This is a genomic window from Pelobium manganitolerans (assembly GCF_003609575.1).
GTDB lineage: Bacteria > Bacteroidota > Bacteroidia > Sphingobacteriales > Sphingobacteriaceae > Pseudopedobacter > Pseudopedobacter manganitolerans.
Window position 1 is genome coordinate 275,524 of record NZ_MBTA01000023.1, and the last position, 21,470, is coordinate 296,993.

At 40.6% G+C, this 21,470-nt stretch carries 25 protein-coding genes and 1 tRNA gene; 10 read left to right on the forward strand and 16 right to left on the reverse strand.

All coding sequences use genetic code 11. The annotated features are described in order from the left end of the window. Window positions 1-2 precede the first annotated feature (2 nt). Genes BCY91_RS09885 through BCY91_RS09895 form a run of 3 tightly spaced genes read right to left on the reverse strand, consistent with a single transcriptional unit; the run spans window position 3 to window position 2,212 of the window. On the reverse strand, window positions 3-1,139 hold the full coding sequence (locus BCY91_RS09885; RefSeq protein ID WP_120181782.1) for a 5-(carboxyamino)imidazole ribonucleotide synthase: 1,137 nt from the start codon (window positions 1,137-1,139) through the stop codon (window positions 3-5). Window positions 1,140-1,163: 24 nt separating this feature from the next. Beyond that, the gene (locus tag BCY91_RS09890) at window positions 1,164-1,646 is read right to left on the reverse strand and encodes an NADH-quinone oxidoreductase subunit B (RefSeq protein WP_120181783.1); all 483 of its coding nucleotides are present in this window, start codon (window positions 1,644-1,646) and stop codon (window positions 1,164-1,166) included. Beyond that, window positions 1,643-2,212: an NADH-quinone oxidoreductase subunit A gene (locus BCY91_RS09895; RefSeq protein ID WP_120181784.1), complete on the reverse strand. Its 570-nt coding sequence runs from the start codon at window positions 2,210-2,212 to the stop codon at window positions 1,643-1,645. Before BCY91_RS09895 ends, BCY91_RS09890 begins: the two co-directional genes overlap by 4 nt. 74 nt (window positions 2,213-2,286) lie before the next feature. On the opposite strand from BCY91_RS09895, the gene BCY91_RS09900 reads away from it, so the two are divergent. Continuing rightward, entirely contained in the window at window positions 2,287-3,477 is a 1,191-nt protein-coding gene (locus BCY91_RS09900; protein ID WP_120181869.1) for a BaiN/RdsA family NAD(P)/FAD-dependent oxidoreductase, read from the forward strand. 117 nt (window positions 3,478-3,594) lie between these two features. Further along, on the forward strand, window positions 3,595-4,071 hold the full coding sequence (locus BCY91_RS09905; protein ID WP_120181785.1) for an iron-containing alcohol dehydrogenase: 477 nt from the start codon (window positions 3,595-3,597) through the stop codon (window positions 4,069-4,071). 55 nt (window positions 4,072-4,126) lie between these two features. Here BCY91_RS09905 and BCY91_RS09910 read toward each other — a convergent pair whose 3' ends face one another. From BCY91_RS09910 to BCY91_RS09920, 3 genes are all read right to left on the reverse strand, one after another. After that, on the reverse strand, window positions 4,127-4,345 hold the full coding sequence (locus tag BCY91_RS09910) for a hypothetical protein (RefSeq protein ID WP_120181786.1): 219 nt from the start codon (window positions 4,343-4,345) through the stop codon (window positions 4,127-4,129). 125 nt (window positions 4,346-4,470) lie between these two features. Beyond that, complete coding sequence (corA, locus tag BCY91_RS09915) at window positions 4,471-5,616, reverse strand: magnesium/cobalt transporter CorA (protein ID WP_120181787.1); 1,146 nt, start codon at window positions 5,614-5,616, stop codon at window positions 4,471-4,473. 17 nt (window positions 5,617-5,633) lie between these two features. Beyond that, a complete protein-coding gene (locus tag BCY91_RS09920; protein WP_120181788.1) occupies window positions 5,634-6,245 on the reverse strand; it encodes a WbqC family protein in 612 nt (203 codons plus the stop codon). A 41-nt stretch (window positions 6,246-6,286) separates the two neighbouring features. On the opposite strand from BCY91_RS09920, the gene BCY91_RS09925 reads away from it, so the two are divergent. The 3 genes from BCY91_RS09925 to BCY91_RS09935 are packed head-to-tail and all read left to right on the forward strand — an operon-like array spanning window position 6,287 to window position 9,360. After that, entirely contained in the window at window positions 6,287-7,162 is an 876-nt protein-coding gene (locus BCY91_RS09925) for a lysophospholipid acyltransferase family protein (protein WP_120181789.1), read from the forward strand. Beyond that, complete coding sequence (locus BCY91_RS09930; RefSeq protein ID WP_120181790.1) at window positions 7,163-8,182, forward strand: glycosyltransferase family 2 protein; 1,020 nt, start codon at window positions 7,163-7,165, stop codon at window positions 8,180-8,182. A gap of 5 nt (window positions 8,183-8,187) precedes the next feature. After that, window positions 8,188-9,360, forward strand: coding sequence for an MFS transporter (locus BCY91_RS09935; RefSeq protein ID WP_120181791.1), 1,173 nt, complete (start codon window positions 8,188-8,190; stop codon window positions 9,358-9,360). Here BCY91_RS09935 and aroQ read toward each other — a convergent pair. Next, a complete protein-coding gene (gene aroQ / locus BCY91_RS09940; protein ID WP_120181792.1) occupies window positions 9,330-9,743 on the reverse strand; it encodes a type II 3-dehydroquinate dehydratase in 414 nt (137 codons plus the stop codon). The two genes, BCY91_RS09935 and aroQ, sit on opposite strands and share 31 nt — an antisense overlap. A 35-nt stretch (window positions 9,744-9,778) precedes the next feature. Here aroQ and xerD point away from each other — a divergent pair, with 35 nt between their 5' ends. Continuing rightward, window positions 9,779-10,678 carry a site-specific tyrosine recombinase XerD gene (xerD, locus tag BCY91_RS09945; RefSeq protein ID WP_120181870.1) on the forward strand — a complete coding sequence of 300 codons (900 nt, stop codon included), beginning with the start codon at window positions 9,779-9,781 and terminating at the stop codon, window positions 10,676-10,678. A 150-nt stretch (window positions 10,679-10,828) separates the two neighbouring features. Here xerD and BCY91_RS09950 read toward each other — a convergent pair whose 3' ends face one another. Genes BCY91_RS09950 through BCY91_RS09960 form a run of 3 tightly spaced genes read right to left on the reverse strand, consistent with a single transcriptional unit; the run spans window position 10,829 to window position 14,899 of the window. Continuing rightward, window positions 10,829-12,103 carry an adenylosuccinate synthase gene (locus tag BCY91_RS09950; RefSeq protein ID WP_120181793.1) on the reverse strand — a complete coding sequence of 425 codons (1,275 nt, stop codon included), beginning with the start codon at window positions 12,101-12,103 and terminating at the stop codon, window positions 10,829-10,831. Between the two features lie 33 nt (window positions 12,104-12,136). Beyond that, on the reverse strand, window positions 12,137-12,613 hold the full coding sequence (locus tag BCY91_RS09955) for a Fur family transcriptional regulator (RefSeq protein ID WP_120181794.1): 477 nt from the start codon (window positions 12,611-12,613) through the stop codon (window positions 12,137-12,139). A 54-nt stretch (window positions 12,614-12,667) separates the two neighbouring features. Beyond that, complete coding sequence (locus BCY91_RS09960) at window positions 12,668-14,899, reverse strand: RelA/SpoT family protein (RefSeq protein WP_120181795.1); 2,232 nt, start codon at window positions 14,897-14,899, stop codon at window positions 12,668-12,670. 103 nt (window positions 14,900-15,002) lie between these two features. Between BCY91_RS09960 and BCY91_RS09965 the strand changes: the two genes are divergently transcribed. The 3 genes from BCY91_RS09965 to bshB1 are packed head-to-tail and all read left to right on the forward strand — an operon-like array spanning window position 15,003 to window position 16,847. After that, window positions 15,003-15,611, forward strand: coding sequence for a DUF4294 domain-containing protein (locus tag BCY91_RS09965; protein WP_120181796.1), 609 nt, complete (start codon window positions 15,003-15,005; stop codon window positions 15,609-15,611). Window positions 15,612-15,616: 5 nt separating this feature from the next. Next, on the forward strand, window positions 15,617-16,117 hold the full coding sequence (locus BCY91_RS09970) for a glutathione peroxidase (protein ID WP_120181797.1): 501 nt from the start codon (window positions 15,617-15,619) through the stop codon (window positions 16,115-16,117). A gap of 7 nt (window positions 16,118-16,124) precedes the next feature. Next, window positions 16,125-16,847 (forward strand): bacillithiol biosynthesis deacetylase BshB1, encoded by a 723-nt coding sequence (bshB1, locus tag BCY91_RS09975; RefSeq protein ID WP_120181798.1) that lies wholly within the window; start codon window positions 16,125-16,127, stop codon window positions 16,845-16,847. Between the two features lie 33 nt (window positions 16,848-16,880). On the opposite strand, the gene coaD is transcribed toward bshB1, so the two are convergent. Genes coaD through BCY91_RS09990 form a run of 3 tightly spaced genes read right to left on the reverse strand, consistent with a single transcriptional unit; the run spans window position 16,881 to window position 18,732 of the window. Then, complete coding sequence (gene coaD, locus BCY91_RS09980) at window positions 16,881-17,354, reverse strand: pantetheine-phosphate adenylyltransferase (RefSeq protein WP_120181799.1); 474 nt, start codon at window positions 17,352-17,354, stop codon at window positions 16,881-16,883. Window positions 17,355-17,392: 38 nt separating this feature from the next. Next, window positions 17,393-17,926 (reverse strand): RsmD family RNA methyltransferase, encoded by a 534-nt coding sequence (locus tag BCY91_RS09985; protein ID WP_120181800.1) that lies wholly within the window; start codon window positions 17,924-17,926, stop codon window positions 17,393-17,395. Beyond that, on the reverse strand, window positions 17,914-18,732 hold the full coding sequence (locus BCY91_RS09990; protein WP_147387933.1) for a DUF3822 family protein: 819 nt from the start codon (window positions 18,730-18,732) through the stop codon (window positions 17,914-17,916). Before BCY91_RS09990 ends, BCY91_RS09985 begins: the two co-directional genes overlap by 13 nt. A gap of 59 nt (window positions 18,733-18,791) precedes the next feature. Here BCY91_RS09990 and BCY91_RS09995 point away from each other — a divergent pair, with 59 nt between their 5' ends. Then, window positions 18,792-20,186, forward strand: coding sequence for an ATP-dependent DNA helicase (locus BCY91_RS09995; protein WP_120181802.1), 1,395 nt, complete (start codon window positions 18,792-18,794; stop codon window positions 20,184-20,186). Window positions 20,187-20,379: 193 nt separating this feature from the next. Here BCY91_RS09995 and BCY91_RS10000 read toward each other — a convergent pair whose 3' ends face one another. From BCY91_RS10000 to BCY91_RS10010, 3 genes are all read right to left on the reverse strand, one after another. Then, a complete protein-coding gene (locus BCY91_RS10000) occupies window positions 20,380-20,550 on the reverse strand; it encodes a spore protein (protein WP_120181803.1) in 171 nt (56 codons plus the stop codon). 29 nt (window positions 20,551-20,579) lie between these two features. After that, window positions 20,580-20,650: transfer RNA gene (locus BCY91_RS10005), tRNA-Cys, on the reverse strand. 48 nt (window positions 20,651-20,698) lie between these two features. Next, on the reverse strand, window positions 20,699-21,442 hold the full coding sequence (locus BCY91_RS10010) for a TrmH family RNA methyltransferase (RefSeq protein ID WP_120181804.1): 744 nt from the start codon (window positions 21,440-21,442) through the stop codon (window positions 20,699-20,701). Between the last annotated feature and the right edge of the window lie 28 nt (window positions 21,443-21,470).

The following is a 21,470-nucleotide window of genomic DNA, read 5'->3' on the forward strand; positions in this document are numbered from 1 at the left end:
TTTTATGCTTTTACTTTGATGGTGTCTTTAATAAATTTGGCTTTCTCGATAGCACGCTCGCGGTCTTCATCTACCACGGTAATATGACCCATTTTGCGGAACGGCTTGGTAAATTTTTTTCCGTAAAGATGCACATATACGCCTTCCTTTTCTAAAATTTCCTCTAAGCCTTCATAAACTGCTTCGCCCTCGTAATTTGCTTCGCCCAGTAAGTTAATCATCAAAGCATTGGCAATCGCTTTGGTATCGCCCAAAGGCAAATTAAAAATTGCGCGGATGTGCTGGCCAAATTGTGAGGTATAGTTGCCTTCAATAGTTTGGTGGCCACTGTTGTGCGGACGTGGTGCAAGCTCGTTCACTAAAATCTGATGGTCTTTAGTAAGGAACATTTCAACCGCCAATAAACCCACCATACTAAGTCCCGAAGCAATGTTTTTCGCTATTTCCTCAGCCTGTTGCTGAATTTCGAAACTATAAGTGGACGGAGAAATCAGAAATTCTACCAGATTTGCTTCGGGATTAAAGTCCATCTCCACCATCGGGAAAGTTTTCATCTCGCCATTTGCATTGCGCGCAACAATCACAGCAATTTCTTTTTCAAATTCAACCATGCTTTCTGCTAAAGAGGGTTGCTCAAATGCGTCCTCCAAATCTTTTTCTGATGCGATTTTTTTTACGCCTTTACCATCGTAGCCGTCCTTACGCAATTTTTGAATAAACGGGAAAGGCAACTCTGCGGCAATTAACTGCTCGCGTGTGTTAAACAGCTGAAAAGCAGCCGTAGGGATGTCGTTTTCTTTAAAAAACTGTTTTTGTAAACCTTTATCTTGTATTAATCGGATGATTCGCGGTTGCGGATAAACGGTTACGCCCTCCTTTTCTAATTGCTCAAGCGCCTCAATGTTTACTTTTTCAATTTCGATGGTAATTAAATCCAAGTATTTACCAAAATTGTAAACCGTTTCATAATCGCCAATAGAACCCACCTCAAAATAATCGCAAATGTTTTTACAAGGCGCATCCGCATCGGGATCTAAAACGCTGACATGGATGTTATAATTTATCGTTTCCTGTATAAGCATTCGGCCAAGCTGTCCGCCACCTAGAATGCCCAAACGGCTTTGTGAAATTGATTTCATGAATATTTTTGTTGCTGATGAAGCTTACATCGCTGCTAAGCTCTCTTTTTCAATCTTTTTTTGAAGTTCTAAAAATCCGCCAATTAAGGCTTCTGGCCTTGGGGGGCAGCCTTGTACATAAATGTCAACCGGGATGATACGGTCAACACCTTTTACCACGTGGTATCCGTGTTCCCAGTAAGGGCCACCGCAGTTAGAGCAAGATCCCATAGAAATCACATATTTAGGTTCGGGCATTTGCTCGTATAGTTTTTTTATCCTTTCGGCCATTTTAAAAGTTACCGTACCAGCAATAATCATAACGTCCGCTTGTCTCGGCGAAGGGCGCGGAAACACGCCGAAGCGGTCTAAATCAAAATTAGATGCCATAGAACCCATCATTTCAATTGCGCAACAGGCTAAACCAAAGCTTAAAGGCCACAGAGAAGATAATCTTGCCCAGTTCATCAAGTCATCAAGCTTGGTAACTACAATGCCGGTGCTTTCTAACTGTTTTTCTAAACTCATGCTTTCTTAAATCGGGGTACAAATTTAGGTTTGCTCACCACAGGCGTTGCAACTTTCTCCGTTTCTGGCTCCACTTTATTTTTAAATGGAACGTAAACTTCCTTATTTATTGCTTCGTATGCACTCAAAGGAATAGCGGTGTCTGTGCTTACCGCAGTTGGCTTCGGTTTTATCCAATCCAAATCTTTCTTACGCCATACGTAAACTAAGCCCAATATCAATATGCTTAAAAAGCCTAGCATCTCGGTAAAGCTAAGCCATCCCCAACGGGCATCAGCGGCAATAAGTTCAGAGTCGGCAAAAACGGTAGCCCACGGAAAAACGAAGATCATCTCTACATCAAATAGCAAAAAAATAAGTGCTATCACGTAAAAACGGCTGTTAAACTGTAGCCAAGAGCTCCCGCTAGGTTCTTCACCACATTCATAAGAGCTGTTTTTTTCTGGGTTTGGATGATTTGGCGACAACAGATGATTTACAAAATAAGCGCCGCCCATAGCTAAAAGCCCAGTAATTAAAAAGATGATTACTTTGCCAAACTCGGTAATACTGGAGACTTCTTCCATAAGGCAAAGTTAACTAATGAGGCCGTATTTTTCTTAAATATTACAGATATGATTTTTAAATGCCATTTTTGACCATGGATTTTGATGCGCTTATTATTGGCGGCGGTGCTTGTGGATTAATGTGTGCTGTACAAGCCGGATTTTTAGGAAAAAGAACCCTTATACTGGAGCGCAATGCGCAGGTCGGAGCAAAAATTTTAATATCCGGCGGCGGTAGGTGTAATTATACGAATCTAAATACCTCTGCCAATAATTTCATATCCGCTAATCCACATTTTGTAAAATCGGCTTTGTCGCAGTGGACGGTTAATGATACCATCTCCTTTTTTGAAAGCTACGGGATTTATGGTGCCGAGAAAACACTGGGGCAACTTTTTCCGGAGAGTAATAAGGCTAAAGATATTGTACAGGTTTTTATTAGCCTTTGCCAACAGTTAGCGCAGAAAATTTACGTAAACAGCACCGTAACTGATGTGCAAAAAGCCGCGGACGGGTTTGAAGTTTTTTACGAGCAAGGAAGCAAAAAGCAGAGCATTAAAGTGCCGAAAGTAGTTTTTGCTAGCGGCGGTTTACCGATAGCTAAAATGGGAGCTACAGATTTTGCGTTGCGGATGGCCAAAAAAATGGCATTGCAAATTGAAAAAACTGCTCCCGCATTGGTTCCGCTAACGATAACGGGCAATCAACAAAGTTTTTTTGCTAACCTTTCGGGCAACGCTATTTTCTCGCGGGTTAGTTTGCCACATATCAGTTTTGAAGAAAACATTTTGTTTACGCACTGGGGCTTAAGTGGCCCGGCAATTTTGCAGATATCTAGCTACTGGCGACCGGGCGATATTTTAGAAATAGATTTATTGCCTAAAAACAATATTATCGATTTAATAGAAGCCGAGCGCAAGATCAACGGAAAAAAGAGCTTAGGTGTTTTTTTAACCCGTTTTTACACCAAAAAGTTTGTAGAGGCTTTGGCCAATGAAATTCCGCTCCCTAAAAATTTGGCGTCTTTATCTAAAACAGAGCTACAAACCATACACCAGCTTTTCCATCATTTTAAGGTTAAGCCTGCCGGCGATAAAGGTTACGATAAAGCCGAAGTAATGCGCGGAGGCGTATCCACAGATGAACTTTCATCTAAAACTTTGGAAAGTAAACAAGTGGCGGGTTTGTATTTTGGTGGCGAATGTGTAGATGTTACAGGTTGGCTAGGTGGGTACAACTTTCAGTGGGCTTGGGCCTCGGGTTTTGTAATTGCACAACATATCTGATTTATAAAATCTTCTCCAAAAGAAGTTGTCTAAGTTTTTTAACAAAAGCAAAAGCTTATGGGTTAAATTTCCGTTTCTGTATCAAAACATTTGTTGCATTTAGCGGTTATGTAATTTATGGAGCTTAAAAATCAGCAGACTAAAGTTTTACGGGGTAAAAATGTTTTAGATTTACTTTGCGACGAGTGCAGTGCTTTAGGCGAAAAGGCTTTTATTGTTTTTGCAGATCCAGAGGTAAAGCAGTCGGGTTTGTATGCCCGTGTAGTTTCTTTGTTGAACATTTGCGGCACCCAGCACGTAACGTTTGAGTGCTTGAGTAAACAGTTGTGTAGTAAAGAACTTAAAACAGCCAATGAAATAGCCCGTAACCACAGTGTGGATATGTTGTTGGCCATAGGCAATCAGCAACTTTCTGAATTTAGCCAGCAACTTTCGCTGAATTTTTTTGAACAACCTAATCAGCCTTCCGCGCATTTACCTATAATTTCTATTTGGGCAAATCAAAACTATTCGTTTAAAAACGATTGTAAGGATCATCGTAGCCATCTGGTGTTGCCAAAACCGGTAGCGCACTTTACGGATTTTGAGCTATAAAAAAATCCCGTTCTTTTTTCAAAAACGGGATTTTCTATTCGTTACGACGATGTTTTTATCCGCGGTTATTACGTTGTCTGTAATCAGGTAAAGAATTTGCGAGCATTACTACACCAACACCAAATACAGCTAAACCACCAAAAAACCAACCAGCGGCCGCATGTGTTCCGCTACTAGAATCTGCCGGGTTAAATGAATGTGCGTTAGTTAACACTATAGAGCCCACTACGATTAGGATGCCGATGACAAGGATAATGGTACCGATATTTTTCATCTTTTTTTATTGTTTGCTTTTTACACAACTATCAAACTTGAGTGCGATAGTTGAAAGTTTCTGTCTTTTATTTTGTGCCAAATATAGTTAAAATTTGATTGCTTTAATTTTAAATTGCATTGTTTTTAATTCTTAAACCATCCTTTCCGGGCAAAATACCAAATCTGCGCCAGGGCAATTATGGCCATTAAAACCAATACGTAAACGTAAGCGTTTTCGATATATAGTTCGGGCATGTTGCCTCTTAATATTTCGCCGGTTTTTGGGTTTTCATAAGCAAAGTTCATCCCGTAAACACCCGCAATAAACGTTAATGGGATAAATACTGCCGAAATAATGGTTAAAGTTTTCATTACCTCGTTCATCCGGTTGCTCATCAAAGAGAGGTATAAATCAAGCAATCCGGTTGATGCCTCACGCATACTTTCTATCAAATCTATAATTTGTACGGTATGGTCATAAGCATCGCGTAAGTAAAGCCGAGTTTCTTCATTAACCAGCGGGCTGTTTAAACGCATCAGGTCATTAATCTTATCCCGCTCGGGCCAGGCCGCACGCCGCATCGCTATCATCAGCTTTTTAACACCTTGTATGCGGTACATTAAATATTTATGCGGTTTTTGGTACAAATGGTCCTCCACCATCTCCATTTCATCGCCAATACGGTTTATGATGCTAAAGTAATGGTCAATAACGGTATCCATCAAAGCGTACATGAGATAGGAGGGGCCCAACTTTCGGATATTTCCGTTGGTGTTTTTGCGCAGTCGCAGGCGTACAGGGTCCAGCACATCTTTGTAATCTTCCTGAAAGCTGATCAGTAGACGGTCAAACAGCAGAAACGAAAGCTGCTCGTTGTTTAACTGTAAACCTTTATCCAATTCCAGCATTCGGCTAACGATAAAGCTGTAGCCATTGTGTTCATCGTTCTTTGGTCTTTGGTGGATGTTCACAATATCTTCCATCACCAAATTGCTAATTCCGAATTTTTGCTGTATAAAGTTGAGCACCTCTTGCGATCCTAAGCCGCGCACATCTACCCAATGGAAGCAATCGGGATGTTTATCTGTAAAAGCGAAAGCCTCTTCTACGCTCTCTGTTTCTGTTTCTTCCAAAAAATCAGTTTTGTAAGAAAAAACAAATATTTTGCTCGGCACGGCATTCTCCATAATCAGGAAACTGCCGGGGATGGCACCCGGCAAGCCCATCCTTTTACGGCGCACCACATTGATGCGTGGCACTTTAATATTAGAAAGCGGTACTTTTATCATAGGCTTATGCTTTGCTATTAAAAAAATCTGCTTGCCTGCGGACCTTGGCTAAACAATAAGTCTACCACACTCAAATTATTTTGGTAACCGTATTTATCCTGAAATACCTGATAATAGGTTTTGTGCTGATAACTACTCTGGTTTTTCCAGTTTAGGCTTTCTCTAAAGTCGTTTTTATCGGTATATGTTTTTTGATAGTCATCGGTAAAATCGAAATTAAGGGGCATTTTCAGCAATTTTAGCAGTAAATGAAAAAGTTCAAGGTTATAATCAAACAAATAATTAAACTTTTTCTCGTAAAACGGCCTAAAATCGTCTTCGTAAAACTCAAAATAAGCCGAACTTCTATAACTTGTTCCTAAGCTTAGCCAATGTATACGCTGCCAGTCATCAGCGTAGCTAATTTTAACGTCTTTATAAGCCGTATGGGTATTGCTTCCTTTTTGTACAGGCACCGTTAATTGCAACTTACCATTTGGACCTGCTATAGTAGTACGGTTTCGGCTGCTTTGCTTGGGATAATGCTCTTGTTTTTCTATAAACAGCTGTTCTTTGTTTTGCTCGCGCAGGGTTTTAAAGAATTCTACATTTGGCAGATAAAACAAAGGGAACACCGCGCCATTTTCCATTTCTTATTTTTTATGTTTGCAATTAAAATCAAACGAAATTAATGATAAATAAAGGGCTTTCTAAAGCAATTGCGTTTTTTTTATACCTCGTATCGCTGTTGCCCATGCCTATATTATACTTAATTTCTGATGTGCTTTACTACCTGCTATACTATATTTTGGGCTACCGCAAGAAGGTTGTGCGTGAGAATTTACAAAAATCGTTTCCAGAAAAAAGCGTTAGCGAATTGCTTATTATCGAGAGAAAATATTTCCGTTACTTGGCAGATTTGATGATGGAAGTTGTAAAGATGTTTTCTGCGAGCGAGCGCTTTATCAATAGCCGTTTTAAATTTAGTAATACAGATTTATTGAACCGTTACGAAGCCAGTGGACAAAGCTATTTGTTTGTAGTTGGCCACTACGGCAACTGGGAGTGGAGCGCCTTGGTAACGCCTTTACTGGTAAAAGCGCAAACTTTAATTGTATATAAGCCTTTAAACAACCCAATAATGGATGGGTTTTTTAAAGAAGCGCGTGAGCGTACCGGTGCAAAAATGGTAAAAATGAGGGCGATATTACGAGAGATGGTAAAGCGGAAGAATGAGCTTACCGTGAGTGTTTTTGCAGCGGACCAAACACCTGCCCGCGCCGAAATTCAGCAGTACATCACTTTCTTAAATCAAGATACACCCGTATTTTTAGGCATCGAAAAAATAGCCAAAATCACTAATTATCCCGTGGTTTTTTGTGATATTGAGCGCCGTGGCCGAGGCTATTATAACTGCGACTTTAAGTTGGTTTGCGATAAACCTAAAGAAACCGCTGATTTAGAGATAACTAAAGCCCACACGAAACTATTAGAAAACAGAATTATCCAAGAACCTGCTTATTGGCTATGGTCGCATAAGCGTTGGAAATATAAACCAGAAGAGTAAATGGCGAGTCCGAGCGTTGCTATTGTCATATTAAATTGGAACGGTCAAAAATTTTTAGAGGCGTATTTGCCTTCCGTTTTCAATTCTTCTTACGAAAACTTACAGATTATTGTAGGCGATAATTGCTCTACCGATAACTCCGTGGCTTATTTGGCGGACAACTTTCCGCTGGTTAAAGTAATTAAAAACGACGCAAATTATGGTTTTGCCGAAGGTTATAACCGTGTACTTGCACAGGTAGAGGCAGATTATTACATTCTGCTCAACTCGGATGTGGAAGTGCACCACAACTGGATAAAACCCGTGATTGAACTAATGGAGAGCGATGAGCAGATTGCCATTGCCCAACCGAAAATCAAATCGCTAATTAACCGTGATGAGTTTGAGTACGCCGGTGCAGCTGGTGGGTTTTTAGATGTGCTGATGTATCCTTTTTGTCGCGGACGGATATTTGACACCGTAGAACAGGATCTTAATCAATATAACGACAATTGCGAGATTTTTTGGGCATCCGGATGCGCTTTGTTCATTAAGTCTAAAATATGGAAACGCGTTGGCGGATTGGACGCTAATTTTTTCGCCCATATGGAAGAGATAGATCTTTGTTGGAGGGTTAAAAATTTGGGTTACAAGGTAATGTATTGCGCAAATTCTGTAGTCTGGCATGTGGGTGGTGGCACCCTTTCTATCGAAAACCCACATAAAACTTTCCTTAATTTCCGTAACAATTATTACCTCATCCGTAAAAATCTGCGCCCATGGCGTTTACTTTACATTATTCCTGTAAGATTTAGTTTGGATTTTTTGGCTTTACTTAAGTTTGCTTTTGCCGGTAAGTTTGGTAACGCGGCAGCCGTTTCAAAAGCTCACCGTAACGTTTTGCTCAGCTTTTTTGGCAATAAAGTAAAGTTTAATAAAGACGTTTCTAAAAGCCCGAATACTAAAGGTTTATATCCCAACAGTATTGTGTTTGATTATTTTTTACTGGGCAATAAAACGTTTAATAAACTGCGTAAATAAATACATTGCAACTAAAAAAATCTGATACCTTAATTATGGCCGTGGCTACTGCGTTTATAGTAGCCAATATTTATTATTGCCAGCCGCTCATTGTATTAATTGCAGATGAGTTTCATATTAGTCCTGCCGTAGCAGGCCGAACTTCTTATTTTACGCAAGCCGGTTATGCGGTAGGTTTATTGTTTTTAGTGCCTTTAGGCGATATGCTAGAGCGCCGAAAGCAAATTGTTTTTACCACTATTTTAGCAGTACTTTCATTACTGATGGCCGCCAGCGCTAAAAGTTTTGCAGTACTGCAAGCAGCCTGTTTTTTAATTGGGTTTGCATCTTGCGTACCCCAGCTTATTTTGCCCTTATCTGCCCATTTATCTGCACCAGAGCAAAGAGGCAAAGTTGTGGGTATTATTATGAGCGGTTTATTGATTGGTATTTTGGCATCGCGGACATTGAGCGGTTTTGTAGGCGATTTATGCGGCTGGCGAAGCATGTTTTACATTGCTGCCGTAATTTGTTTAGCCATCGTTTTTTTAATTCAGTTCCGTTTTCCGCAGAGTATGCCAAACTTTGATGGCAATTATAAAAAATTGATGGGCTCTATCACTTCCTTAGTAAAACAAGAGCATGTTTTGCGCGAGGCGTCTGCCATCAACTTTTTTGTTTTTATGATTTTTGGCAGCTTTTGGACAAATATGGTGCTGTTGCTAGCGAATCCTCCTTATCACTTCGAGAGCGATCAAATTGGGTTATTTGGCTTAGCCGGCGCTGCCGGTGCGCTTACTGCACCACTAATAGGCAAGCTTGGCGATAAAGCCAATCCGCGTATTGCCGTGGGCTATGGTTTAGCCATTTTGTTTTTAGCTCAGGTAGTTTTTTATTTTTTTAGCGCCCATTTGTTCGCTTTTATTGCTGGAATTATCTTGTTAGAAATGGGGCAGCAAGCCGTGCATGTAAGTAACCAAACGCGCGTTTACGCATTAAATCCGGCCGCCCGCAACCGATTAAACACCGTTTTAATGACCATGAGTTTCATCGGCGCCGCTTTAGGCTCGGCTTTGGGACTATGGTTTTGGGATTGGCAAGGCTGGGGTGCCATTTGTATTGCATCAGCAACAATGGCACTGTGTGGTTTTTTAATCTACCTTTTGACTTATAAAAAAGAGCGTATAGCCAATTCATAAGATTTTAAACCAAATCCGGTAATTACTCCTTTACAACTTTTCGCCATCATACTATGGTGCCTAAAACTCTCGCGACTGTAAACGTTAGAAATATGTACTTCAATCACCGGTGTTTTAATGGCAGCGATAGCATCACATAAGGCTACAGAAGTGTGGGTATAAGCACCCGCATTCATTACAATGCCGTCATAATCAAAACCTACCTCATGAAGTTTATTTATCATTTCGCCTTCAACATTGCTTTGGAAATAGCTAATTTCGATTTCTGGAAACAGGCTTTTTAACGTTTCTAGGTATGGTTCGAAGCCTTCGCTGCCGTATATCCCTGGTTCGCGCTTACCCAGTAAATTTAGGTTAGGTCCGTTGATAATTTGTATCTTCATTGCCCAAACTTATCATAAAATATTTAAAACAAAAAGTGGATTGGCAAACAGCAACTAAGGGTTTTGCAAATTATTTAAAGTTAGAGAAATCTTTGGCGAAGCATTCTGTGGAAGCCTACGGACGGGATATCGAAAAGCTTTATCAGTTTTTCAGCGCAAAAGAACCCATGCTACTACCTTTGGAAATCCAAAAAGCTAACCTTAAAGATTTTTTGGAGTGGATTAATCACTTAGGGATGTTGGCCACAACTCAAGCACGGATATTAAGTGGCATTAAAGCATTTTACAAATATTTAGTCTTAGAGGATTTTTTGCAACAAAGCCCGGCCGAGCTGTTAGAAAGCCCCAAAACAATACGTAAGTTGCCCGATGTGCTTAGCGTAAACGAGGTGGAAGAGCTGATAGCTGCGCTTGATTTAAGCAGGCCAGAAAACACACGTAACAAAGCCATGTTAGAAACTTTGTACAGTTGCGGCTTGCGGGTAAGCGAATTAATTAACCTGCGCTTGTCTGATTTATTTTTGGATGATGAGTTTGTGAAAATTACAGGAAAAGGCAACAAAGAACGCTTAGTGCCGATAGGCCAAACAGCTATCAAAAGCATCCAGATTTACCGAAACCAAGTGCGTAATCACGTTTTAATAGCGAAAGGAAACGAAGATTATATTTTTTTAAACAAACGCGGAAGCAAGCTTAGCCGCACAACTGTTTTTACTTTAATTAAAGATTTAGCCCTGCAAATCGGCCTAAAGAAAAACATTAGTCCGCACACGTTTAGACATTCTTTTGCCACCCATTTAATAGAAGGCGGGGCCGATTTACGCGCAGTTCAGGAAATGCTTGGCCACGAAAGCATAACCACTACAGAAATTTACACCCATTTGGATCGCGATTTTTTAAAACAAACGATTAGAGAGTTTCATCCGAGAAGTTGAGCTAAATAGGTCGAAGTGTTAGGCTTTGTTAACCAGTAAAAGCGATAAACCGGACAGAATGGATAAGAGTGGGGGAAAAGAAATAGCGTCATTAAAAAAAACGCTCTCCAGAGAATCCGAAGAGCGTTTTTGCCATGTAAAAATCCTAAATTATCCTAAAGTCAAAGTCTGAACGCGATCCGGGCCTACAGAAAGATACTTCACAGGAACTTCTAATTGATTCTCTAAATACGTGATGTAAGCTTGCAATTTCGCTGGGATTTCATTTGGCTGGCGAATCCCGGTCAGATCTTCGTTCCACCCGTCAATTTCTTCCCAAATTGGCTCTGGTTTAATGCTGCAAATATCGTAAGGCATATAATCAATTACTTCGCCGTTGTATTTATAGTGTGTGCAAGCATAAATCTTTTCGAAACCGCTTAAAACGTCGGCTTTGGTCATTACCAATTGCGTAACCCCGTTTAGCATGATGGCGTATTTTAAAGCAGGTAAATCGATCCAGCCACAGCGCCTTGGCCTGCCGGTAGTAGCGCCAAATTCGTGGCCAACTTTACGCAGTTCTTCACCAACTTCATTTTCTAATTCGGTGGGGAAAGGGCCGCCACCTACACGTGTGCAATAAGCTTTAAATATTCCTACTACTTCACCAATTTTGTTTGGAGCAATGCCCAAACCAGTACAAGCACCTGCAGTGGTGGTGTTAGAAGAAGTTACAAAAGGATAAGAGCCAAAATCGATGTCTAACATGGTGCCTTGCGCGCCTTCTGCCAAAACTTTTTTGCCCTCTTTTAAATATTTGGCTACTAGATGTTCGCTATCCACATGCGGAAATTGTTTTAGCAATTCAATAGCGTCAAAGAAAGCAGCTTCTCTGTCAGAGAAATCTTCAACCTCTCCGTAATGTGATAAAATATCGCGGTGCTTTGCTACCAGCTTATTATAGCGCTCCTTAAAATCGGGAAGGAAGATATCGCCCACGCGCAAACCGTTACGGCCGGTTTTATCCATATACGTCGGGCCAATCCCTTTCAGGGTCGAGCCAATTTTGCCTTCCCCCATTTTCTTTTCAGATGACGCATCTAAAAGTTGGTGCGTAGGTAAAATCAGATGCGCTTTGCGGGCAATCATTAAGTTCTTTTTAGCCAACAAATCATGCCCGGCTTCCTTTAATTTATCAAGTTCTTTTTTTAAGATAATCGGGTCAATCACCACACCATTTCCGATAAGGTTCATGGTGTTTTCTTCAAAAATCCCGGAAGGGATGGTGTTTAAAACAAATTTTTTGCCGTCAAATTCTAAAGTATGTCCGGCGTTTGGACCGCCCTGGAAACGTGCAATTAAATCGTATTTAGGCGCTAAAACATCAACAATTTTGCCTTTTCCTTCATCGCCCCATTGAAGGCCTAATAAAACATCAACAGCCATTTATTTTTGGTCAGATATGAAATGTATAAATAATTAATTTTTGTTTTCTTTTGATTCGCAGTAACCTTCTTGCAAACGGGTGCAATTACCGTAAAGATTTAAAGAGTGGTGCTGTATATCAAACTTGAGCAAATCGCCCATCATGGTTTGGATTTGCTGCACGCGAGGATCACAAAACTCTACCACTTTACCGCAATCTAAACAGATGATATGATCGTGCTGTTTAAATCCGTACGATTTTTCAAACTGGGCCATGTTTTTGCCAAATTGGTGTTTGGTTACCAAATCGCAAGATAAAAGTAGCTCTAAAGTGTTGTAAACCGTGGCCCTGCTTACGCGGTATTTTTTGTTTTTCATTTGGATGTATAATGATTCTACATCAAAATGATCGGTTCTGGAATAAATTTCTTCAAGTATAGCGAAACGTTCAGGAGTTTTTCTAAGATTTTTATTTTCAAGATAGCTCTCGAAAATCTTTTTTACCATATCAATGGTTTCTTGTACGCTCATTACAGAATATTAAAAGCCAAAGTTATTAAAATTTATGATATAGCTAAATCATATTTAGCCTTTTACACTTGCTACTTCCGTCTCGGAATCAAAGCGGGTAACGTCTGATATGCCTTTCACTTCTTTGAGTTTTTGAATCAGGTTATTCAAATGCTCTGTATCGTTAACGTAAATCATAATCCGCCCGTTAAAAATGCCGTCTTCAGTTGCCATAGTTATCGAGCGCATGTTTACTTTAAAATCGTTAGAAATTACTTGCGTCAGGTTATTTATCAGGCCAACTTCGTCTATACCCGTAATTTCTAAGCCCGTTAAAAATGCCAGCTGTTTTTGGCTGGTCCATTTCGCTTTCACAATCCGGTAGCCAAAGCTCGACATCAATTTGGTGGCGTTAGGGCAATTGGTGCGGTGGATTTTAATGCCATCAGATACGGTAACAAAGCCAAAAACATCATCCCCTGGAATAGGGTTACAGCAGTTTGCAAGCTTGTAATCAATTTTTTGCATATCCTCCCCAATCAGCAAAATATCGCTGTCTTTAGTCTTAACCTGCTTAATTAGGTTTTGGATATGTTCCGAGTCGTGTTCTGCAGGTGTCTTCTGCTCCACATTCTTCTCAGATGCGGCAAACTCCTTTAAATCTTTTAAGTCGATTAAACCTTTGGCTACATTGTAAAACACGTCTTGCGTAGACGGTAGCTTGAAATAATAGCTCAGCTTTAAGATGTTATCTGTGTTGTAGGTGATTTTAAGCGATTTTAGTTTACGCTCTAAAATCTCTTTACCATCCTCGGCAATTTTGCGTTTTTCTTCTTTTAATGATGATTTTATTTTTGCCTTTGCTTTGGCCGTTACCACAAAGTTGAGCCAGTCTTCTTTAGGCGTTTGTTTGCCAGAGGTAATTACCTCCACTTGGTCTCCGTTTTGCAGCTTATGCGATAATGGCACCAGTTTGTGGTTAACCTTGGCGCCTATACATTTTGCGCCTACGTCCGAATGGATTTCAAAAGCAAAATCGAGCGCTGTTGCATCTAAAGGCAGTTGCAACAAATCTCCTTTGGGCGTAAAAATGAAAATCTCGTCAGAGAAAAGATTCATTTTAAAATCATCCAAGAAGTCTAAAGCATTTGACTCTGGGTTGGCCAATAGCTCGCGCACTTTATGCACCCATTGGTCCAAACCGCTGTCTGATGAAGATTCCTTGTATTTCCAATGCGCCGCGAAGCCTTTTTCGGCAATCTCGTTCATGCGCTCGGTGCGTATCTGCACCTCTACCCATTGCCCTTTGGGGCCCATCACGGTTGTATGTAACGATTCGTATCCGTTTGCTTTTGGCGATGAAATCCAGTCTCGTAAACGGTCTGGGTTTGGACGGTACAAGTCCGTAACGATAGAATATGCTTTCCACGAGTCAGATTTCTCGTGTTCTGGCGGGCTATCTAAAATAATGCGGATGGCAAAAAGATCGTAAACCTCTTCAAAAGGGATTCCTTTCTTTTTCATTTTATTCCAGATAGAGTGGATGGATTTTGGCCTGCCCACCACGCTGGCATGTAAACCCACCTCGTCTAAAATTTCTTTGATAGGGCCAATAAACTCTTTTACAAATGCTTCTCGCTCCGCTTTTTTCTCGTTCAGTTTTTTAGCGATGAATTTGTAGGTCTCTGGCTCCACATATTTCATGGATAAATCTTCCAGCTCAGATTTCATCGCGTATAAACCTAATCTGTGCGCTAATGGTGCGTATAAATAGGCCGTTTCCGAACATATTTTGAGTTGCTTATCACGTGGCATAAAATCCATCGTGCGCATATTGTGCAAACGGTCCGCAAGCTTAATTAAAATCACGCGCACATCATCCGCCAGCGTAAGTAACATCTTACGGAAGTTTTCGGCCTGTATAGAGCTGTTAGCATCAAAAACGCCCGAAATTTTGGTAAGCCCGTCGATAATTTTAGCCACTTTTTTACCAAACTCGCGTTCAATATCTTCTAAGGTAATATCGGTGTCTTCTACCACATCGTGCAATAGCGCACATACAATAGAGGTTGGACCCAAGCCAATTTCTTCTGCCGCAATCTGCGCCACCGCAATGGGGTGGTAAATGTAAGGCTCCCCAGATTTGCGGCGCATATCTTTATGGCTTTCCACCGCCATATCAAAAGCCATCCTAATCATTTTTTTGTCGCCTTTTTTTAAGGTGGATTTGCAGGCGCGCAATAGTTTTCGGTATCTTTTTAATATCTCAGATTTTTCGGCTTCTATATCAATTACGTAATCTTTCATTAATGTTGCGGTGTGTATATTTATTTATACCAAAAGAACGAATTTAGGGTTACTTATTGTTTTTTTTAGTAATAAATAAGCAATAAATTTGTACCTTAAAATTATGATAAACAAAGCGCTACTTCTGTTTTGCTCCCTGTTTTCTGTGGCATCTTTAAGCATGGCACAAAATACTTACGTTAGCGCCGGCACAAATGATACCATACGTGTTGCGGCCATTAACGTTAACGGCGAAATAATGCCCTGGATTGTGCTTAAAGAGGTGGTAGTTGCCGATTATAGGCGCTTTGCTACTAAAGAAGATTACGACCGTTTTCGCCGTTTGCGGTACAACGTGATAAAAGTACTTCCTTATGCCCGTTTCGCTGGCCAGCGCTACCGCCAACTAGAGCGCGATTTAGCCACCACTTCTGATAAACGTAAGCAAAAGCAATACGTTAAAGATTGCGATAAAGAAATTAAGGACTTGTTTAATCGAGAGGTTAAAAACCTCACCATCTCGCAAGGAGAAATTTTAATTAAGCTGATTGACCGTGAAACGCAACACAGCAGCTATGAGCTGGTGCGCGATTTAAAAGGGAATGTATCTGCTTTTGTAATGCAGTCTGTGGCCAAACTGTTTGGGCACGATCTCAAAAATAAATATGATGTGGACCAGGAGCGAGATATTGAAGCAATCATCAGATCTACTGGCTACTACAGCTACCAGTAGTAAATATGGGCAAACCTAGTATTCATCAGTTTACCGTTAAAAACCTTAAAGGCGAAGAAGTGCCTTTGTCTAACTACCGAAACAAGGTTTTATTAATTGTAAATACGGCATCTGAGTGTGGGTTTACACCACAATTGGCCCAACTGGAGGAATTGAGAAACGAGTTTTTGGCAGAAGGTTTTGAGGTGCTGGCTTTTCCGAGCAATGATTTTGGGCATCAGGAACCGTTGAATGATGCCGGAATTGCCAAATTCTGCAGCATCAATTACGATACGCATTTTCCTATTTTTAAAAAGGTAAGCGTACGTGGCGAAGATGTTTCCCCTCTTTTTTCGTTTTTGGCAGATAAATCTTTGAACGGTGCAATCAGTTCTGTGCCACGATGGAATTTCCATAAATACCTGATCAACAAAAATGGCGAAGTTGTTGATTTCTTTTACTCCTTTACCAAGCCCAACTCGGCACGCGTAAAAAAGAAAATTAAAAAATTGTTATTATATCCCTAAGGATAAGATGAAGTTAGATCTATTATTTATTGTGGCTCACCCAGATGATGTAGAGCTTGGCGCCGCCGGAACGATTCTAAAACATAAAAAAGCCGGAAAAAAAGTTGGCATTATTGATTTAACACGTGGCGAATTGGGAACGCGCGGAACACCAGAAACACGTAAAACGGAGGCAGAACATGCCTCAAAAATATTAAAGTTAGATGTGCGCGATAATTTGGGGATTAGGGATGGTTTTTTTAAAAACGATGAAGAACACCAACTAAAAGTGATTGCTGCCATACGCAAATACCAGCCCGAAATTGTAGTAACAAATGCCTACCACGATAGGCACCCGGACCATGGACGTGCTTGCGAATTGGTGAACGATTCCTGTTTTTTAGCCGGTCTGCAAAAAATTGAAACTGTTGAACAGGGCAAGCCGCAAGCACCGCACCGCCCAAGATTATTGTTGCATTTAATACAAGATACCTACATTAAGCCAGATATAGTAATAGATATTTCTGAGTTTATGGAACAAAAACTAGAAGCCATCAGAGCTTATAAAACCCAGTTTTTTGTTGAGGGCGTAAATAGCGACGAACCTCAAACCTATATTTCGAACCCTGCGTTTATGGAGTTAATTATCGGGCGCACACGCGAATACGGCAGGTCTATACAAGTGGACCATGCCGAGGGCTTTTTATCGCGTAAAATTTTAGGTGTAGATAATTTATTTGATTTGCGATAGTTAAATTGGAGAATTGCTTTCTACAAAAAGCAATTAACCCAGTTCTTTCAAAAAAGGGATTGCAGGACTTGGCACAAACTGTGCCACATCTCCGCCATAACGCAATACATCCCGAACAATAGTAGAGCTGATGGAGGAATAGCCAGGCTTGCTTACGATAAAGATAGATTCGATATCTGGGATTAAAGCATGGTTCATTTGGGCAATGGCTTTTTCATATTCAAAATCAGATACGGTACGGATGCCCCTGATCATGTGCGAAGCGCCAATTTCTCGACAAAAATTCACCGTTAAACCTTCGTAGCTGATGATTTCTACTTTGGGTTCGTCGGCAAAAACAGCTTTTATCATAGCCAAACGTTGCTCAACACTCAGCAAAGATTTTTTAGTGCTGTTGGTTCCTACGCCCACATAAATTTTATCAAATAATGATAAAGAACGTTTTAAAATATCAACGTGCGCTTTAGTGATAGGGTCAAAAGAGCCGGGAAATAATGCTGTTTTCATAGCGTTAGCGGTTGATTTAAACCTGCGAAAGGTAAGCCTTAATTTTTGAAAAAACTAAAAGCGGCATATCCGTATTTTCTGCTTTCAACAAAGTTAGGATGGTCGGCCAATGATTGCATACTTTGATGCTCAATAATCAATGTGCCCCCGGTATTTAATAAATTCCTGTCGAACACAATTTTTGCAATTTCCGGTATGCGGTTTAAATCGTACGGCGGATCTGCGAAAATTAAATCAAATTTATCAGTTTCTGTTGCCAAATACCTAAATACATCGGCCTTAACTGCTTTTAACCGACTAAGATTTTGAGCCTGTGCCGTGCTTTTTAAAAAGTTGTAGCATCCGTAATTTTTATCTACCGAAATGATTTTTTTCGCGTCGCGCGAAGCAAACTCTAAACTAATGTTTCCCGTACCGCTAAATAAATCCAGAACAGCTAAAGTTTCTATCTCAAGCTGGTTGTTTAAAATATTAAATAACGCTTCTTTAGCCATGTCTGTGGTGGGGCGCACCGGTAAGTTTTTAGGCGGATTAAACCTAATGCCTTTTAATTTGCCACCTACAATCCGCATAAATGCAAAGCCAAAAGCGAGAAATGGGAAGAAACGATAGGTTTTTCAAACTGGCTGGTGTTTAAAGGTAAGCTGTCTTGGTCTATCATTTCTGTATGCGTGAAGTAATGTTGCAAGCGTTGCATTAGTTCGCTATCCGCGCCAAGCAGTCCGCTTATTTTTAAAGTGGTGCTTGCGGGTTTAAGGTCGTTTTCTTGGGCGCAAAGCAAAGCGAAATACAGCAGTTCGTCTTGGTTCTGATACTCAAACAGGTTATAAAACACAAACTGCTTATCGGCCATAATTAAAATTTCGGCGTAAGTATCTCTTAAATTGATAAAAATCTGCTTGCCAAAGATTTGAGAAAACCCAAAATTTATTCCTTTAAATAAAGGTGCAATCTGTGGGTAAATCTCGGCATTAGGAAAGTAATGATGTATTTTATCCAGTTGCAACTTGGGCAGTGCATAAATTATGGTGAGCTGGGCATCGGTTAAATGGTGCACACAAACCTCATCATGGTCTGTAGCGCCGATGTATTTCACGAAATTTTGTGTGGCAGACTCATGAAATAATGCGCTGGGAACAAAAGTGAACTTTTGGCTGCTTAGGCTAATTTTGGTCTTCGCAAAGTGCGAACGCAGCCAATCATCATGCAGGCCGTTATACAAATTAGATGCTTTGTGCGATAACAGGCGAACGGCTTTATTTTCCGGATTAACTACGGCATATTTGAAATAGTTAGCACCTACCTCTAAATACAGCTCGTGCGTTTTTGCCTGCGTAATGTCAAAATCCTCAACTTGTGCTTGTGCCTGTTCGTTCATGCTTAACAAAAGTAAAAATTTATCTGTAAGGCGATGCTTTTTTAGCGAAATTTGAAACAATGAGCATCGCAACGGATCTGGCGAAAAACTTCCCGCACACACCTACACCTCAACAAAGCAATTTGTTTACAGCGCTCGATCGGTTTTTAAGTCGCGAAGACGAGTATCCCTGTTTTATTTTAAAAGGCTATGCCGGTACTGGCAAAACTACTGTAATAAGTGCACTCATCAACATTTTGCCCAGGTACCGCATACGCACGGTTTTGCTGGCGCCAACCGGCCGTGCGGCCAAAGTTTTGGGCGGCTATGCCTGCAAAGAAGCAAGTACAATACACCGGAAAATTTACCGTAAAAAATCGGCTTTAGCGCCAGATATGCACTTCAGCTTATCGCCAAATTTGCATAAAGACACACTTTTTATTGTGGATGAAGCGTCGATGATTTCCGATGAACCTACGGATTACAGCGGCACCAGTTTATTGGAAGATTTAATTACGTACGTGTACAATCCGCACCGCAACCGGTTGATATTTGTGGGCGATACGGCACAATTGCCACCGGTAGGCTCATCAGAGAGCCCGGCCTTGTCAAAAAGCTTTTTGCAAAAGTTTGATTTGGATGCCACAGCGGTAGAGCTGAGCGATGTAGTGCGGCAACAAAAAGACTCGGGTATTTTATATAACGCCACCAACATCAGAGAGTTGGTCCGAACAGGCGCGGAGGCTTTCCCAACCCTAACCAGTGCAGGCTTTAAAGATGTTTACAAAATGATGGGCGACCGCATTGTGGAGGGTTTAAACTATGCCTATGGTAAGTACGGCGTAGAAAACTGCTTAGTCATCTGCCGCTCTAACAAAAATGCCAATATGTACAACCAAAGCATCCGCAACCAAATATTATGGCGCGAAGACGAGCTTAGCGGTGGTGATTTGGTGATGGTGGTTAAAAACAATTATTTCTGGCTGGCCGAAGAAAAAGGCGGTTTTATAGCAAACGGTGATATTGGAGAGGTAATGCGGGTAAAAAATATCCACGAAGCTTACGGATTTAGATTTGCCGATGTACAGATTTTGTTTGCTGATATTGATGAGGAACCTCTGACTTGCAAAGTGATGCTGGATACGCTGTATGTAGAATCGCCAAACTTACCTTACGAACGCCAAAAGGTACTTTTTGAAGAGTTGATGAAAGATTATGAGCATTTAGAAACTAAGCGCGAACGTTTAGAAGCCATTAAGACCAATCCTTATTACAACGCACTCCAAATTAAATTTGCTTATGCCGTAACTTGCCACAAGGCGCAAGGCGGGCAGTGGGATTTGGTTTTTATCGACCAAGGCTTTTTAACCGAAGAAATGCTGAATGTTGATCTTTTGCGCTGGCTTTATACGGCCACAACCCGTGCCACCAAAGAGCTTTTTTATGTAAATTTTAATGAGGCCTTTTTTGGATAGAGGGTAGGTGTTAGGTGTTAGTTGGTTAGGAATTAGGAGTATCAAGTAGTAAGTATCGAGTAATAAGTATTAGGTATAAAGAGAGATCATTTAGGTAAGTTCATCCCTTCATCTCATAGCTAATAATAAAATTTTCACAAAAAAAATCCTGTTTACCGGCCGATAAACAGGATTTGCTCGATAAAGAAAAACTTTATTTAGACAATGAAGCTAAAACTTCGTTGTTTTTAATAATCTGACTGTTTTTTGGTTCTCTGGAACGGCTACCGTTTTCAACATTGGTAGCGTTTTTTAAGAACTGAACTTCTAGGCGAGAAGTTGTTTTATTTCTTCTGTCTTTTCTTTTTAAACGCGTTACTGCCATGACTTTTTAATTAATTAAACTTTTAAACGAGGTCGAGAGCGGATTCGAACCGCTGTAGAAGGTTTTGCAGACCTCTGCCTAGCCACTCGGCCACTCGACCCTTTGTTTTAAGGAATGCAAAAATAGTAAAATTTTAAAACAAGCCAACTTATTTAAGTTTATTTCTGCGTATTTCTGCACAGCAGATGGCGCCTGCAATGGCAACGTTCAGAGATTCTGTGTTTTGCCCGCCGGGGATAGTTAGCGGATGTGTGATGCTGGACAGTAAACCCTCAGAAATGCCATTTCCTTCACTTCCTAAAACTACGAACCCTTTTTGTGGCCAAACTGTGTTAAAAATATTTTCGCCGTTTAGTAGCATTCCATATTTAGGTAAATGGTGTGCTGCAAAAAGCTCGTTTAAATTTTGGTAGTTAACTTTAACACGTGTTAAAGAACCCATCGTTGCCTGCACTACTTTCGGGTTGTAAACCTCCACGCAATCTTCAGAACATACCAACTGTTTAAAACCAAACCAGTCTGCCGTGCGGATGATAGTGCCCAGGTTGCCGGGATCTTGCACGCCATCCAACACCAAAACCAAATCATCAAATTCGGCTTGCAATTTTTGGTTTTCGGGCATTTGAACCAAAGCCAGTACGCCCTGAGGGTTTTGCAACAAGCTAATTTTTTTTAAGTCGGTTGGGCTAAGCTCGTAATCTTTTCGTTTATTAGATAAATTAGCCACTTTTGCAGAAAAATCGGGCGTATAAAAAATAGAATCTATGCCAAAATCAGATTGTGCAAATTCTGACACGGCTTTATAGCCCTCCACAATGAAAAGCTGATGCTCTTTTCGGTATTTTTTTTGATGAAGGGACTTAACAAAACTGACTTGAGACTTTGAAATCATATCGATATTATCCTGTTGCAATAATAAC